The sequence below is a fragment of the Huintestinicola sp. genome (genome assembly GCF_050874005.1).
GTDB lineage: Bacteria > Bacillota > Clostridia > Oscillospirales > Ruminococcaceae > Huintestinicola.
The window spans coordinates 1-14,016 of sequence record NZ_JBNMJV010000030.1 but is presented as its reverse complement, the minus strand read 5'-3'; the positions used below and the strand labels follow the sequence as shown (position 1 = coordinate 14,016).

Sequence of the window (14,016 nt, the reverse complement as noted above, 5' to 3'; positions counted from 1 at the left end):
TTATGGTATTATCTCACGAAAGGACAGCGCAATGAAAAAAGAATACATAATGGGCAACAGCGCTATTGCTTTGGGCGCTCTTGCGGCAGGGGTGAACGTGGTTTCGGGTTATCCCGGCACTCCCTCCTCCGAAATCGTTGAAACGATCTACAAATATCCCCACGAGGGCGTTTACCTTGAATGGTCGGTAAACGAAAAGGCGGCTCTTGAGGTGGCTGCTGCGGCGGCTTATTCGGGGGCAAGGTCTATGGTCACTATGAAGCAGGTGGGACTGAATGTGGCTTCCGACCCTCTTATGTCTCTGGCTTACGTGGGCGTTAAGGGCGGTATGGTGGTGATTTCCGCCGATGACCCGGGTCCTATTTCTTCTCAGACCGAGCAGGACACAAGACGGTTTGCTGAGTTTGCACGAATCCCCGTTTTTGACCCTTCCTCACCCGAGGAGGCTTACGAGATGATTCGGGAGGCTTTTGAGTATTCGGAAAAGTACAGCACTCCCGTTCTTTTCAGACCCACCACACGCATATGCCACGCTTATGCTTCTGTTGAGGTGGAGGATAAAACCTCTCCGAAGGCATATGAGGGCTTTGTGAAGAACTCGCAGAAGTGGGTCATTTTCCCGAGACTTTCTTACCAAAATCACGAAATGATTGAGAAGAGAAATCCCGAGATTGGAAAAGATTTTTCGGGTTACTGCCGCAACACCTGCGAGGGAAATGGTTCAAAGGCGGTTTTTGCGAGCGGTATAAGCTATGCTTATGCGAAAGAGTATCTGAAAGATATTCCCGATGTGAAGCTTTGCAGGATAGCTACGCCTTATCCGTTCCCCGAAGATTTTGTTTTGAAATGTCTTGAGGGTGTTGAGGAAATTATCTGCCTTGAGGAGCTTAGTCCTTTTGTGGAGGAAAAGCTGCTTCAGACGGTTGGAAGATATGGTCTGAATGTTAACATAAAGGGCAAGCTAAGCGGCGATGTTAAGGAGGCGGGAGAAAATTCCGCAGATTATGCGGCAAAGGTGCTGAGCGGATTTATCGGCAGAACCGCTCCCGAAAAGGGGCTTTCTATTTCGGATATGCCCCCGCTCCCCGTTCGTCCGCCCGTGCTTTGTGCAGGCTGTCCTCACAGGGCGTCCTTCTATGCGGTAAAGCAGGCTATGAAGGGCAGGAGGAGCTATTTCTGCGGCGATATTGGCTGCTACACTTTAGGCAATGCGATGCCCCTTGATATGGTGGACACCTGCCTTTGTATGGGTGCAGGCATTACTATGGCACAGGGCTTTAACAGGGTCGACAAGGACGGGGTATGCTTTGCTTTTGTGGGCGACTCCACCTTCTTTGCTTCGGGTATGACGGGCGTGGTAAATGCGGTATACAACGAAGCGGATATGATACTTTGCGTGCTTGACAACTCCACTACGGCTATGACGGGTCATCAGCCTCACCCAGGTACGGGTCGGACTATGATGGGCAATGTGGTGGAAAAGGTAAGCATTACAAAAATTCTTGAGGGTATGGGCGTTAAGAAGATAGTTACTGTTGACCCGTTGAAGCTTTCCGAAGCGGTTGCGGCGGTAAGGGAATGTGCGGATATGAAGGGCGTTAAGGCTATTATCTTCAAGTCACCCTGCATTGCTGTCACAAAGCCTGCGGGCAAGGTTTCCATATCCGACAAGTGCATTAACTGCAAAAAGTGCATAAAGGAAATTGGCTGCCCCGCTCTTATCCTGTCTGATGGAAGAGTGGCTGTTGACAAGGGACTTTGCACGGGCTGCGGATTGTGCGCTCAGGTTTGTCCCGTAAATGCGATAGGAGGCGAGTGCTGATGGAAATGGATATTCTTGTTTGCGGCGTAGGCGGTCAGGGTACTGTTCTTGCTTCAAAGCTGATCGCATCGGCGGCTATGAGTCTCGGGAACACCGTTCATTCGGCGGAAACTATTGGTATGGCTCAGAGAGGCGGTTCGGTCACAAGTCACATTCGCATTGGCAACAGGGCATACTCCCCTCTTATCCCTCTCGGAAGTGCTGATGTTATCATTGCTTTTGAGCCTGCGGAGGCGGTAAGAAATCTGATGTATCTGAAAAAGGACGGATTTGTTATCGTTAACCGAATCCCAGTCAAGCCCACAACAGAGTCAATTCACGATTCGGGGTATGACGGTGCGGAAATGGTTGAATACATAAAGAAAAAATGCGGCTGTCTGGTGGTTGACGCTTCGGAGCTTTGCGGTGAACTTGGTGCGAAATTCTACAACTCTGCAATTCTCGGTGCGGCTGCGGGTACGGGCAGGCTTGGAATTTCTCCCGAGGCGCTTATTGCCGAGATAGAGGGTCGAGTTCCCGAAAAATTTATCGAGGCTAACAAAAAGGTTTTCTCAGAAGGGCTTAAAAAGGCTGAAAATATATGAAAGAAGGATCATATTATGACACTAAATGAAGTTCAGCTTGGTCAGGTAAATGCTCAGATACAAAGGCTCATAAAGACCGACAGCTACTATGGCAAAATGTACCGTGATATGGGCATTGACGGTATCTCGAGTCAGGAGGATTTTGAAAATCTCCCCTTTTCAAGCAAGGACGATCTGAGAAATGCTTATCCTCTGGGCATTCAGGCTGTTCCCGACGAGGAAGTTGTCCGCATACACTCATCATCGGGCACTACGGGCAAGCCTGTTATTATCCCCTACACCGCTAAGGACGTGGACGATTGGGCTATTATGTTTGCAAGGTGCTACGAGACTGCAGGCATTACCAACAAGGACAGGATTCAGATAACTCCCGGCTATGGACTGTGGACTGCGGGAATCGGTTTCCAGGCAGGCTGCGAAAAGCTTGGTGCTATGGCTATTCCTATGGGCCCCGGCAACACCGAAAAGCAGCTTCAGATGATGATCGACCTGAAATCCACCGTTATTACGGCGACATCTTCCTATGCGCTGCTGCTCTCGGAGGAGATAAACAAGAGGGGCATAAGAGATAAGATATGCCTTAAAAAGGGCGTTTTCGGCTCGGAGAGATGGAGCGAAAAGATGAGAAAGTCCATTGCAGACGGACTTGGAATTGAGCTGTATGATATTTACGGACTTACTGAAATTTACGGTCCGGGTATCGGCATAAACTGCTCTGAGGAGAGGGGCATTCATTACTGGGACGATTACATTTACATTGAGATAATCGACCCGAAAACGGGCAATCCTGTTCCCGACGGCACAGAGGGCGAGATAGTTATCACCACTCTTGTGAAGGAGGGTGCGCCTCTTATCCGTTTCCGCACTCACGATATCTCCCGTATCATTCCCGAAAAATGCTCCTGCGGCAGAAGCTATCCCCGTATCGACGTTATCAAGGGAAGAAGCGACGATATGTTCAAGGTCCACGGCGTGAATATGTTCCCCAGTCAGGTGGAGGAAATTCTCAAAAAGGTGGACGGTGTTTCAAGCGAATACAGCATCAACATTGCTCACGATGACGAGAAGAACAGGGACGTTATGCTCCTTACCGCAGAGGCTGAGGGACGTGTTAATTTCGACAACACGGAAAAGAAGATCGCCGAGCTTTTCAAGTCCCTTATCGGCGTTACTCCAAAGGTGACGGTGGTCCCTGTGGGAACGCTGCCCCGAAGCGAGAAAAAGACTAAGCGTGTTATCGACCACAGAGTTATGTAAGATTTTTATAAGAAAAGTCAGAAAATTCCGAAAAACTATTGCAAATTTTCTTAAAATGGTATAAAATATATTTGAGGGCTTCAAATATCCGAAGCCGGCACTATTTATTTATGAAAGGATGTCATACCAATGGCAGGATTAAACAAGGTCACTGTTGACGACATTAACGTTAAGGGCAAAAAGGTTCTCGTAAGAGTTGATTTCAACGTTCCTATGAAGGACGGTGTTATCACCAACGATAACCGTATCCAGGCTGCTCTTCCCACTATCAAGAAGCTTATTTCCGACGGAGGCAAGGTAGTTCTCTGCTCTCATCTCGGCAAGCCCAAGAACGGCCCCGAGGCTAAGTTCTCCCTCAAGGCTGCTGCTGACAGACTTGCAGAGCTGGTAGATACCAAGGTAGTTTTCGCTGCTGACGATACCGTTGTCGGCGAGAACGCTAAGAAGGCTGTTGCCGAAATGAAGGACGGCGAGATCGTTGTTCTTGAGAATACTCGTTTCAGAGGCGCTGACGAGACCAAGAACGGCGAGAACCTTTCCAAGGAGCTTGCTGACCTGGTTGACGGTCAGGTATTCGTTATGGACGCTTTCGGTTCCGCTCACCGTGCTCACGCTTCTACTGCAGGCGTTGCTAAATTCGTTAAGGAAACTGCTGTAGGTTACCTTATGCAGAAGGAGATCAAGTTCCTCGGCAATGCTGTTGAGGATCCCGTTCGTCCCTTCGTTGCTATTCTCGGCGGCGCTAAGGTTGCTGACAAGCTGAACGTTATCAACAACCTCCTCGACAAGTGCGACACTCTTATCATCGGCGGCGGTATGGCTTACACATTCCTCAAGGCTAAGGGCTATGAGGTTGGTACTTCCCTCGTTGACGACGAGAAAATAGATTACTGCAAGGAAATGATGGCTAAGGCTGAGAAGCTTGGCAAGAAGCTTCTTCTCCCTGTTGATACTGCTGTTGCAGCTTCCTTCCCCGATCCTATTGACGCTGAGATAAGCGTTGAGTATCTTGACTCCTCCGCTATCCCTGCTGACAAGATGGGTCTTGATATCGGTCCTAAGACTCAGGCTCTCTTTGCTGAGGCTGTTAAGTCCGCTAAGACTGTTGTTTGGAACGGTCCTATGGGCGTTTTCGAGAACCCTGTTCTCGCTAAGGGCACTATCGCTGTAGCTCAGGCTCTTGCTGATACAGATGCTACTACTATCATCGGCGGCGGCGACTCTGCTGCTGCTGTTATGCAGCTTGGCTTTGCTGACAAGATGTCCCACATCTCTACCGGCGGCGGCGCTTCTCTCGAGTACCTCGAGGGCAAGGTTCTTCCCGGCGTTGATGTTATCGCTGAAAAGTAATCTGCTTTAAAATCAGGTATTTATCGGCGTCATACTCTCTGAGCGGGTGTATGGCGCCGTTTTTCTTAAAACGGAGGAATTGAAATGATCTTAGAAAACGAAAAAATCGACATCTGCCGTGACTGCGACTTCTCCTATTCCAATGTTACAGGCTCGGATTTTACCGCTGTCTCCGCTGTGGACTGCGATTTTTCCGAAATAACCGTTAACGGCTGCAATATGATATCCGCTCAGTTTAACAATGTTATGCTTGAGGACGCTTCGATCGAGGGCGTAAATATGGCAAACGCCTCATTTACCGACGTTTCCCTGTCGGGTCTCAGAATGTTAAACGGCGACATTCAGAGAGGCAAGTTTGAAAGCGTTGATATGAACGGAATTTCCGTCAAGGGCTGCGACCTGTCGGGAGCTGTGCTCGAAAACTGCAACCTTGAGGGGCTTGCTATAAGCTCCTGTCAGATATCGGGTATGAGCATTGACGGTATCCCCGTTAAGGAGCTGCTTGAGAAATATTACAGATGATCGGAAAAATGGCACATCACGCACATATGCTTGACAATCAGATATTTGAATGTTAAAATAAAATATATTCAGATTTTTATTTTTTAAGGAGTTTTATAAATGAGCGTTAAATTCCATCTCCCCGATTTCTGGTCCCACGGCCCTCTTAATCTTGCTCTTATTGATATGATAAAAAGTAATCCCGAATATTTTTATGACGGCGTGGAGATCGCCTCGGTTTACGGCTGCTTCCCTCCTGCTGTATGGAACGGCGGAAGAAACATTAACGGCTATGCCTCCGAAGATGTTATAAAAAAGGTCCTTGACGAATTTAATTCCCGTGGCATTCCCTGCCGCTTTACATTTACAAATCCTCATCTTACCGAGGAGCATATGAGCGATAAATTCTGCAACCGTCTTCTGGAGCTTGCGGACAATGGGCTTAATGAGGCTATTGTGAACACTCAGGTGGTCGAAGATCACATAAGAAAAAATTATCCTAAGTACAAGATAACCTCCTCCACCTGCAAGCAGATAAGGGATATGGATAAGCTTATCGCCGAGCTTGAAAAGGACTACATCCTTGTTGTTCTCGACTACAACTGGAACAACAATATGGAGGCTCTGGCGCAGATACCCGAGAAGTACAGAAGCAGGCTTGAGGTGCTTGTCTGCCCCTACTGCTTCCCAAACTGTCAGCGCAGGGGCGAGCATTACAGCTTCCTCGGAAAGCAGCAGATCGAGCGCTCCACCATCAACGCTTTTCAGGGTATGGGCGGTATGCAGCTGAACGTTCAGCAGGAAAAGCCATTCCTCTGCGAAGCGATAAACAAGAATTTCCTTGAAACCACGGAATTTTCCACCCACGTTACTCCCGATACTTTGTATAATAAATATGTTCCTTTGGGATATGAGCAGTTCAAGATAGAGGGCAGAACTATTCACCCTCTGAACGTTATCGAAAGCTATGTTTATTATATGGTCAAGCCCGAATACAAGGATATGGTAAGGCTGAAGCTGGGGCTCAGCGTTTTTCAGCCGAGAATGTGATAGTTACTATACCGCAGATAATCAAAACGGATATCTGCGGTATTTTTCTGTCAATCAAAGCTTTGATTTTGTATTTCAAATAAAAATTATCGTTTTTCGGTAAAAAAGTATTGACAAACACATTTTGGTGTGCTATAATGCAGATAGTGGAAATGCATTTACTTATTTTACTGAAAGGCGGTTTTTTATATGACAAAAAATAACAGATCCATAAAACTGACGGGCATTCTCATTAAAACGGCGATAGTTCTCTGCTTTGCGGCGCTGTTTATTATGCCCTATGCGGCAGAAGTTTACAAACAGGTCTCACTTATGCACGACGATGTGACCGTTCCCCTGCTTATCACCTTTTACTCCTGCGCTGCGGTGGGATTTGTGATACTGTTCGTTCTCGACAGGCTTGTTGCTAACATAAACAAGGGCGAGGTCTTTGTTAATGACAACATCAAGCTTCTGAGGATATTGTCCTACTGCTGCTTTATCATTTCCTTTATCACTCTGATCTTTGCCCGTTTCAGGATATTAGCTTTTATTATTACCTTTGCGGCGGCGTTCTTCGGGCTTATTCTTCGGGTAATTAAGAACTGCTTTGAAGAAGCTGTGAGACTTCGTGAAGAAAATGATTTTACTATATGAGCCGAGGTGATGATATATGGCAATTATTGTTAATCTTGATGTTGTTATGGCACAAAGGAAAATAGGCTCGGGCGAGCTTGCTGAAAAGATAGGCATTACTCAGGCTAATCTTTCCATTCTGAAAACAGGCAAGGCTAAGGCTGTACGCTTTTCGACACTTGAAAAGCTATGCGATGTTCTGGACTGCCAGCCCGGTGATATTCTGGAATTCAGACGTGAGGAGGGCGGGGAAGATGAATGACGCAGGTTTTATGCCGATGGAAGCTCCACTCGGCAAGAGTAATGAAGTCTCTTTTTCAAAGAGGGAAAAGATCTTTTCATTCGTGGCGGCAGCGCTGGGATTTGTTTTTATAAAGTGCTTTGCGGCTCCATTTTTGATAGATGTACGAATGGGACTGGGTGCGGCGGTATTTCTGATACTCACCCTTGTTTTTTCTCTCGCTTTTAAAAAGGGCAGAAAAATAACGCCATCAAAGGCGCTTCGCACGGTTCTGTGTGTTCTGTTTTCCGCAAATATTTTTATAAGCGCAAATTTTCTGATACAGTCGCTTTGCTTTATTTTTTCGGCTATGATACTTGTTTATGACTGCCTGGCAGACAGCAATGAAAGGTTTGACAGGATAAGGAAAATGTTCCCTGCGGATATATTTGCGGCGGCTTTTCGTCCCCTATCGGATATGTGTGCCTGCCCCGGAGCAATGAAATCTGCGGCGGATAAAAACAATGCGGGAAAGGCTGTAAAAAACGCTCTTTTAGGTCTTGCAATTGCTCTGCCCTCAACCATTGTGGTGGGCGTACTGCTTATGAATGCCGACAGCGGCTTTGCGGATATCCTTACCTCCATTACTGACGGTGGACTAAGGTCTGTGCTGATATTCGCCGCTCAGGCGGTCATCGGTCTGCCTGTGGGCTTTTACATCTTTGCGATGTGCCACGCAGCGAGTGACTGTGACGAAAGCAGCGATGAATACTGCCTTCAGAGGATAGCGGCGGTGAGATTTGTACCCTCGGGTGCGGCGGCATTCTCGGCGGTGCCTCTCTGCGTGATGTATGTGATATTTTTCTTCTCTCAGATCTCTTATTTTCTGTCTTCATTCGCTTCAAGGCTGCCCTCGGATATGGCAAGCTATTCGGAATATGCAAGAAGGGGATTTTTCGAGCTGTGCATTGTTGCGCTTATAAATTTAGCTGTGATAATCGGCATAAATCTTTTCTCAAAATACGGCGAGGACGGAAAGAAGTCTAAATTTCTGAAAATAATGACCGTCACTCTCTGCGTATTCACAATTCTCCTCATTGTCACCGCCGTAAGCAAAATGGCTATGTATATAAGCGTTTACGGGCTTACAAGGCTGAGATTTTACACAAGCTGGTTTATGCTTCTGCTGGGTGTGCTGTTTATCGGGATAATAATTTCGGTAATACACAATAAATTTAATCTGTCAAAATTCGCTGTGACTGCTTTTACCGTAATGTTTGCCGTTCTAAGCTTTTCAAATGCCGACAGGCTCATTGCGGAATACAACATCGGAAGATATCTGAACGGCACGCTCCCCTCGGCGGACATAACAATGTTTCGTGAGCTTTCCGCCGACGCTGTTCCTGCGGCGGAGAAGCTAAGGGGTCACATCTCTCAAACAGAGGAAGAAAAGCTTGACGAGATACTTGAAAGCAAGCTTCAGGAGTTTCACAAGGCGGATATCCGCACAGTTACCGTAAGCGAGCTGATGGCGGAAAGGTGCCAAAATGAAAGGCTGTAAGATACTTATATGCGGTGGGGTGCTCATAATAATGCACTACGTGGATTTTATGCTGTTTGACAAGGGTTTCCCCGCCGCTCTTCTCGTCACCGCCGCCGCAGGAGCTGTCTGCGGCGGGGTATGCGGGGAAAAGAAATTTATGGGTACGGCTGTTAATACTCTGCTTACTCTTTTGCTGTATGCGGTGCTCATATTCCTGACGGGAAGGCTTAATATTTACGAACTGATAATGTTTCCTCACGGAATGACCGAGGAAAACTATCTGAGCGCTTCAAACCGAAGTGCGGCGGGACTTATTATAATGCTCATTTTTGCGGTGACTGTGGGGTCGGCGATCCTTGGAGCGGCGGTATCCTGTGGGATAAAGAGCGGAGGCGTGGAAGATCAAAGATGAAATCTACGCTCAAACTCGTCCTTTGTGGTTTTTCCTCTGAAAAGGAACAGCGCCGCCATCAGTATCACGCTGAGACAGGTGCATATGACTGTGGGATAGGTTATATTCGTAAGCCCCGCTATAAGGCAGATAAGGGGCAGAAAGCCGTAAAATCCACCGATTATGAGATAGAGCATATACTCACCCGACTTCATTTTCAGCACTTTTGCGATTATGAAAATGGATATTACGGCGCATATGCTGGCACAGGGCAGGACAAAATCCACCGACCAGCCCCGCCACCCTGTAAATCTGTCCCATATGACGGACAGGGAGGTTATGAGAATAAGCTCCCAGGTGATGTTTTTCAGTATCCTGCGGCGGTAGGCAATGCCCACAGAGGTTGTGAGCCAGGCGCAGATTATGCCGCCTATACATATGAGCGACCAGGTTATCCGTCCCGTGATGATGTAATCTGTGCCTATGCATATCGCTGCCGCAGATATGGCGATAAATGATATCAGCTTTAAGAGAAAGTCGCTTCCGAAGCGGCTTTCTGTTATTTTAGGGTACATTTCCGGCTCGGGAGTGCCTGTAAGCTCTCCCTGACAGAGGGGACAGCGGTCCTTGTCGCCGTCAACGTTTATTCTGCATTTTCTGCACTGCTGCATTCTTCGCTCACCTCCTGAACAGGTCTTTCGGCGTATGAGTCGTTGCTCCTTATTGTAACATCTATGCCCTGAGACGTGAGCGCACGGAAAAAGTTGCGCTGAACATCGGTGGAGGCATAGCTTGATGTTATTCCCATTTGCAGAACGTCGTTATAGGAGCAGATGTTGAGCTGTATATTTCCCGTGCTCACAAATACGGAAAAGCTTTTGATAAGCCCGTCAAACTGTTTTGGCATTTTTATCCTGCCCACATTTGAGATAACGGAAGTCTCGCTTCTGACGCTGATATGACGGGCAATTCGCAGGACTTTGTTTTTTAAGGGCAGCGGTGCGATACGCACAAAAGGATTATGCTCAAGAGCTGCAAGACTGTTCATTCTCATAGCAAGCTTGTCCTTTGTGAGCTGCTCCTTGAACATTTCATTAACGCAGGATATGATGTCCTCCAGCGTTCCGTCACGCTTTGTAAAGCTGTACTTTACGGATATCATTCCGAAAAAGTTCTTGGCTGTTTCCGAGGGGAAATATTGCCTGAGATTTACGGGGATATTTATGACCACAGGCTTTTTTACGCTCTGTACGGACATTTCCATACTAAGCGCCTTGATATAAACTGCGGTTAAAAACACAGTAAGAGTTGTATTATATTTATGCGCCGCCGCAATAACGCTCTGAACAGAGGCAAAGCCCTCTATTGCCGAAAGCCTGTTGTTTTCAAGCCTTTCCGACCTGAGACGGAACGCCTTTACCATTTTAGCCTTTGGCTTTTTTATGCTCTTATCGTAATATTTTGAAAAACTGTCCGCATTTTTCTGGGAAAATGAAGCGTCATTATCCAGCACGGGAAGCTCGTCCTCAAAAAGCTCGGCATAGCGGTAGATGATGTATCTGTAAACGATAGTTTTAAGCAGCATAAGTGCGCCTGTTCCGTCGGCAAGGACGTGGAAGACCTCAAGGTTTATCCTGCTGCGGTGATATGTTATGCGATAGAGCAGAGAACGGACGTCCTCTTCGTAAATTGCGGCGCAGACGGGGGTGTTTTCCTCGGTGACAACGGGCTTTAAGTCGCAGTTTTCCAGATAATACCAGAAAAAGCCTTTTTTCATCACCATATTGAAATTGGGATAGCTTTCCACCGCTCTCTCGGCGGCTTTCTGCAGCAGCTCGGGGTCTATCTCATCATTAAGCTCGCAGGAAAAGCGAAACACTCGTGTATCGGATTTTTCCACAGTAGACGGAAATATCTTTGCGGCATTGTCAAGACGGCTCCAGGAGGTATGTTTTTCACGTTTCATCATTATCTCACCTGCTCTCAGTCCGTAAGGCGCAGAAAATACATTATCATACTTACCGCCTTGCGTGCGTGGGGATTAAACTGCAGATCCGACGCAAAAAAGCCGTGATATGCCTTTTTTATGCGAAATTCCATCACCCTTGCTCCGCTTTTGTAAAGCCGTTTCGCAAACGCTTCTCCCTCGTCACGCAGGGGACATCGTTCCGCAGTTATGACCAGAGTATCGGGCATTCCTTTAAGGCTTTTCGCCTTGAGGGGAGCCACATATGGGTCGTTTTTCTCCTCGGGGCGATTCAGGTACAGCTCAAAATATCCTCTCATACGCTCGGCGGTGAGGATACAGCCCTTGCCGTTTTCACGGAAGGACTCATAAGGCGAGTCTTCTCCGAACTCACAGTCTGCGGCAGGGTATATAAGTATCTGTCTGCGTATCCTGAACTCTCCCCTGTCCCGTGCTTTAAGGGCAACGGCTGCGGCAAGATTTCCTCCTGCGCTGTCTCCTATAAGGACGATATCGTTTTTTGATGTGCCCCTTTTTACGGCGTATTTATAGACCTGTCGTGCAGCTTCATAGCAGTCGTTCAGACCTGCGGGATATTTATTCTCGGGAGCAAGGCGGTAATTCACCGAAACCACATAGCTGCCCGTTATGCGTGAAAGCTGCTTGCACACCTTGTGATACCTGTCGATATCGTCAATCACCCAGCCGCCTCCGTGAAAGAATATAAGCACTCGCTTTTTCGGGCTGAGCACAGAGGGGGGATATACACGGACGGGTATGGCTCTGCCGTCACGTGCGATTATATCTCTGTCGTAATGACCGTCCTTTGCGGTGGCGGCGGTGCGTACAAGCAGATGGATAAGCTCCCGGTGCAGGCGGTAGACCTTCCTGATATCCGGGGGAGATATTTTGCTAATTATATGATCAATAAAGCTGCTCATTTTTCTTCATTGCCTTTCAGATTTTCTATAAGTTTATTATACTATAAATCTTCCGTCAGGTCAATCGTATTATGTAAACTGCTGACGTTATGACGAAAATTTACACAGGGGTAAAAAATTTCCGCCAAATGATTTTTTCATACGGCGGATAATTATTTTATTCACTTCTTTTTCTCTGCCCAACAAGATAAGCTATCAAATTCACAAATATGAGCAGACAGGCGGTGCTTGCCGCCACAAGATACTGAACGGGACCCAGTGCCGAAGACTTGACGATAAGACCGAAGCCTGCTGCTGCAGCGATCGAAAATGCCGAACCAATAAGCTCATAGGATATCTGGTACACCGAGGAAAACCCTCCCGAAAGGGCAAACGCTCCCGAAAAAACTGCTATCATCAGGGCGCAGGCAAGGAAAACGCCGTTAAACAGAACGCTGCTTTCATCACCCGGCTGAGGGATACTGAATATATCCACATTTCCCGAAAGTGAGCTTTCATAATACGCAAAATCGTTCTTGGGAGTATAATCGGTATAAACGCTTCTGAATGGGAATGAGAAGATAAAGAAAAATGCTATAATGATAAATGAGAGGATATTTAATGCACATACCCTTTTGCTCTTTTTGCTGAACAGAGGTATCTTTTCCTCGGAGAGCCTGTCCTCTCCTCCCTTGGGACAGCTGCCCGAGAGTCCCACGGCAAGCATACAGAGAAATGCGGTCTGGACGCAGGAAAATGCCGAACCTGCTCCGCTGAGTGCGGACATAACTATTGTAACCGATACCACAACCGACGCAGCAACTCTCACGCAGGACATTTTTCCCAGCCTTTTCATAAGCTCGGGGCTGTTTGATGCACGGCAGGTCTTTTTAAGAAGTTCATTTCCCATTGCACCGGTCGTTCTGCCCGCAATGATGTACAGTGAGCACCTGAGTGAGGGCCTCGAGGTCGTAACCGATATCATTGCTCCTATGCAAAGCGCAGAGGCAAGGGTCTCAAGGAGAGGTACCGCAATATTATCGGAATTAAAGGCTCCCCCGTCAACTATGAAAAGCCTTGAAAGAACTATGGATATGCCCGCAAGTGCGCCGAGAGAGCTGCCAAGGCTGTTCAGGTCTCCAAGGCTTCCCGAAAGACGGGGGTCAACACTTTTACGGTTGTCAAGCATCATTTTTCGGCTTAGCCCGTATTTTCTGAGGGCAAAAAACTGTATCAGCCACATCGCAAGCCCCACAACCGCCGCTGCTGACACCTCGGCAATGCAGGAAAGGCTCTTTGAACCAATAAGAAGGGCTATTGCCGCCAGTACCACCGATACCAGGGAAATAATAATATACTTGTTGCAGAAAGCTCCCGCAGCCGCAGTCAATGCCGATACGGAACCTGAGTTCTCAGCATTCTCCTGCGCCTGCTGCGCTGAATTTATCATAAAATCATCTCACTATAAAAAAATAATGCATAAAATTTTATCTGTGCTTAATAATTATATCACAAAAGCTTGTTTTTGTCAATGGTTTTTATATAATTTTACTGATCCCACTTAACATAGCAGGCTGAGCCTGCAGCCGCTCGTTTCTTAATTCACTTTGGGCGGGAGGCATATGGCTCGGTAACGGCAGAATTATGTTGAGCTGTATCACTTAACATAACAGGCTGAGCCTGCAGCCGCTCGTTTCATAATTCACTTTGGGCGGGAGGCATATGGCTCGGTAACGGCAGAATTATGTTGAGCTGTATCACTTAACATAACAGGCTGAGCCTGCAGCCGCTCGTTTC

At 47.3% G+C, this 14,016-nt stretch carries 14 protein-coding genes; 10 read left to right on the top strand and 4 right to left on the bottom strand.

What is annotated here, in order from left to right:
* The first annotated feature begins 31 nt into the window (after positions 1-31).
* The 10 genes from iorA to ACR0QN_RS10155 all read left to right on the top strand — a co-directional run bounded on the left by iorA (position 32) and on the right by ACR0QN_RS10155 (position 9,354).
* Complete coding sequence (iorA, locus tag ACR0QN_RS10200) at positions 32-1,822, top strand: indolepyruvate ferredoxin oxidoreductase subunit alpha (protein ID WP_432651110.1); 1,791 nt, start codon at positions 32-34, stop codon at positions 1,820-1,822.
* Complete coding sequence (locus ACR0QN_RS10195; RefSeq protein WP_432651109.1) at positions 1,822-2,406, top strand: indolepyruvate oxidoreductase subunit beta; 585 nt, start codon at positions 1,822-1,824, stop codon at positions 2,404-2,406. The genes iorA and ACR0QN_RS10195 overlap by 1 nt, the downstream gene beginning before the upstream one ends.
* A gap of 15 nt (positions 2,407-2,421) precedes the next feature.
* Entirely contained in the window at positions 2,422-3,663 is a 1,242-nt protein-coding gene (locus ACR0QN_RS10190; RefSeq protein WP_432651108.1) for a phenylacetate--CoA ligase family protein, read from the top strand.
* A 129-nt stretch (positions 3,664-3,792) separates the two neighbouring features.
* Positions 3,793-5,013, top strand: a complete 1,221-nt coding sequence (locus tag ACR0QN_RS10185; protein ID WP_432651107.1) for a phosphoglycerate kinase — start codon at positions 3,793-3,795, stop codon at positions 5,011-5,013.
* Between the two features lie 84 nt (positions 5,014-5,097).
* Complete coding sequence (locus ACR0QN_RS10180; protein ID WP_432651106.1) at positions 5,098-5,535, top strand: pentapeptide repeat-containing protein; 438 nt, start codon at positions 5,098-5,100, stop codon at positions 5,533-5,535.
* 99 nt (positions 5,536-5,634) lie between these two features.
* Positions 5,635-6,564, top strand: a complete 930-nt coding sequence (locus tag ACR0QN_RS10175; RefSeq protein ID WP_432651105.1) for a hypothetical protein — start codon at positions 5,635-5,637, stop codon at positions 6,562-6,564.
* A gap of 189 nt (positions 6,565-6,753) precedes the next feature.
* Entirely contained in the window at positions 6,754-7,200 is a 447-nt protein-coding gene (locus ACR0QN_RS10170; RefSeq protein ID WP_432651104.1) for a DUF2975 domain-containing protein, read from the top strand.
* Between the two features lie 16 nt (positions 7,201-7,216).
* Positions 7,217-7,441 (top strand): helix-turn-helix domain-containing protein, encoded by a 225-nt coding sequence (locus ACR0QN_RS10165; RefSeq protein ID WP_432651103.1) that lies wholly within the window; start codon positions 7,217-7,219, stop codon positions 7,439-7,441.
* Positions 7,434-8,960, top strand: coding sequence for a DUF4153 domain-containing protein (locus tag ACR0QN_RS10160; protein WP_432651102.1), 1,527 nt, complete (start codon positions 7,434-7,436; stop codon positions 8,958-8,960). Before ACR0QN_RS10165 ends, ACR0QN_RS10160 begins: the two co-directional genes overlap by 8 nt.
* Complete coding sequence (locus tag ACR0QN_RS10155; RefSeq protein WP_432651101.1) at positions 8,947-9,354, top strand: hypothetical protein; 408 nt, start codon at positions 8,947-8,949, stop codon at positions 9,352-9,354. The genes ACR0QN_RS10160 and ACR0QN_RS10155 overlap by 14 nt, the downstream gene beginning before the upstream one ends.
* Here ACR0QN_RS10155 and ACR0QN_RS10150 read toward each other — a convergent pair.
* The 4 genes from ACR0QN_RS10150 to ACR0QN_RS10135 all read right to left on the bottom strand — a co-directional run bounded on the left by ACR0QN_RS10150 (position 9,345) and on the right by ACR0QN_RS10135 (position 13,669).
* Complete coding sequence (locus ACR0QN_RS10150) at positions 9,345-10,004, bottom strand: DUF6320 domain-containing protein (RefSeq protein WP_432651100.1); 660 nt, start codon at positions 10,002-10,004, stop codon at positions 9,345-9,347. The genes ACR0QN_RS10155 and ACR0QN_RS10150 overlap by 10 nt on opposite strands.
* Positions 9,977-11,302, bottom strand: coding sequence for a hypothetical protein (locus ACR0QN_RS10145; protein WP_432651099.1), 1,326 nt, complete (start codon positions 11,300-11,302; stop codon positions 9,977-9,979). The genes ACR0QN_RS10150 and ACR0QN_RS10145 overlap by 28 nt, the downstream gene beginning before the upstream one ends.
* A gap of 14 nt (positions 11,303-11,316) precedes the next feature.
* A complete protein-coding gene (locus ACR0QN_RS10140) occupies positions 11,317-12,240 on the bottom strand; it encodes an alpha/beta hydrolase (RefSeq protein WP_432651098.1) in 924 nt (307 codons plus the stop codon).
* A gap of 157 nt (positions 12,241-12,397) precedes the next feature.
* Positions 12,398-13,669: a hypothetical protein gene (locus ACR0QN_RS10135; RefSeq protein WP_432651097.1), complete on the bottom strand. Its 1,272-nt coding sequence runs from the start codon at positions 13,667-13,669 to the stop codon at positions 12,398-12,400.
* Positions 13,670-14,016: the final 347 nt, after the last annotated feature.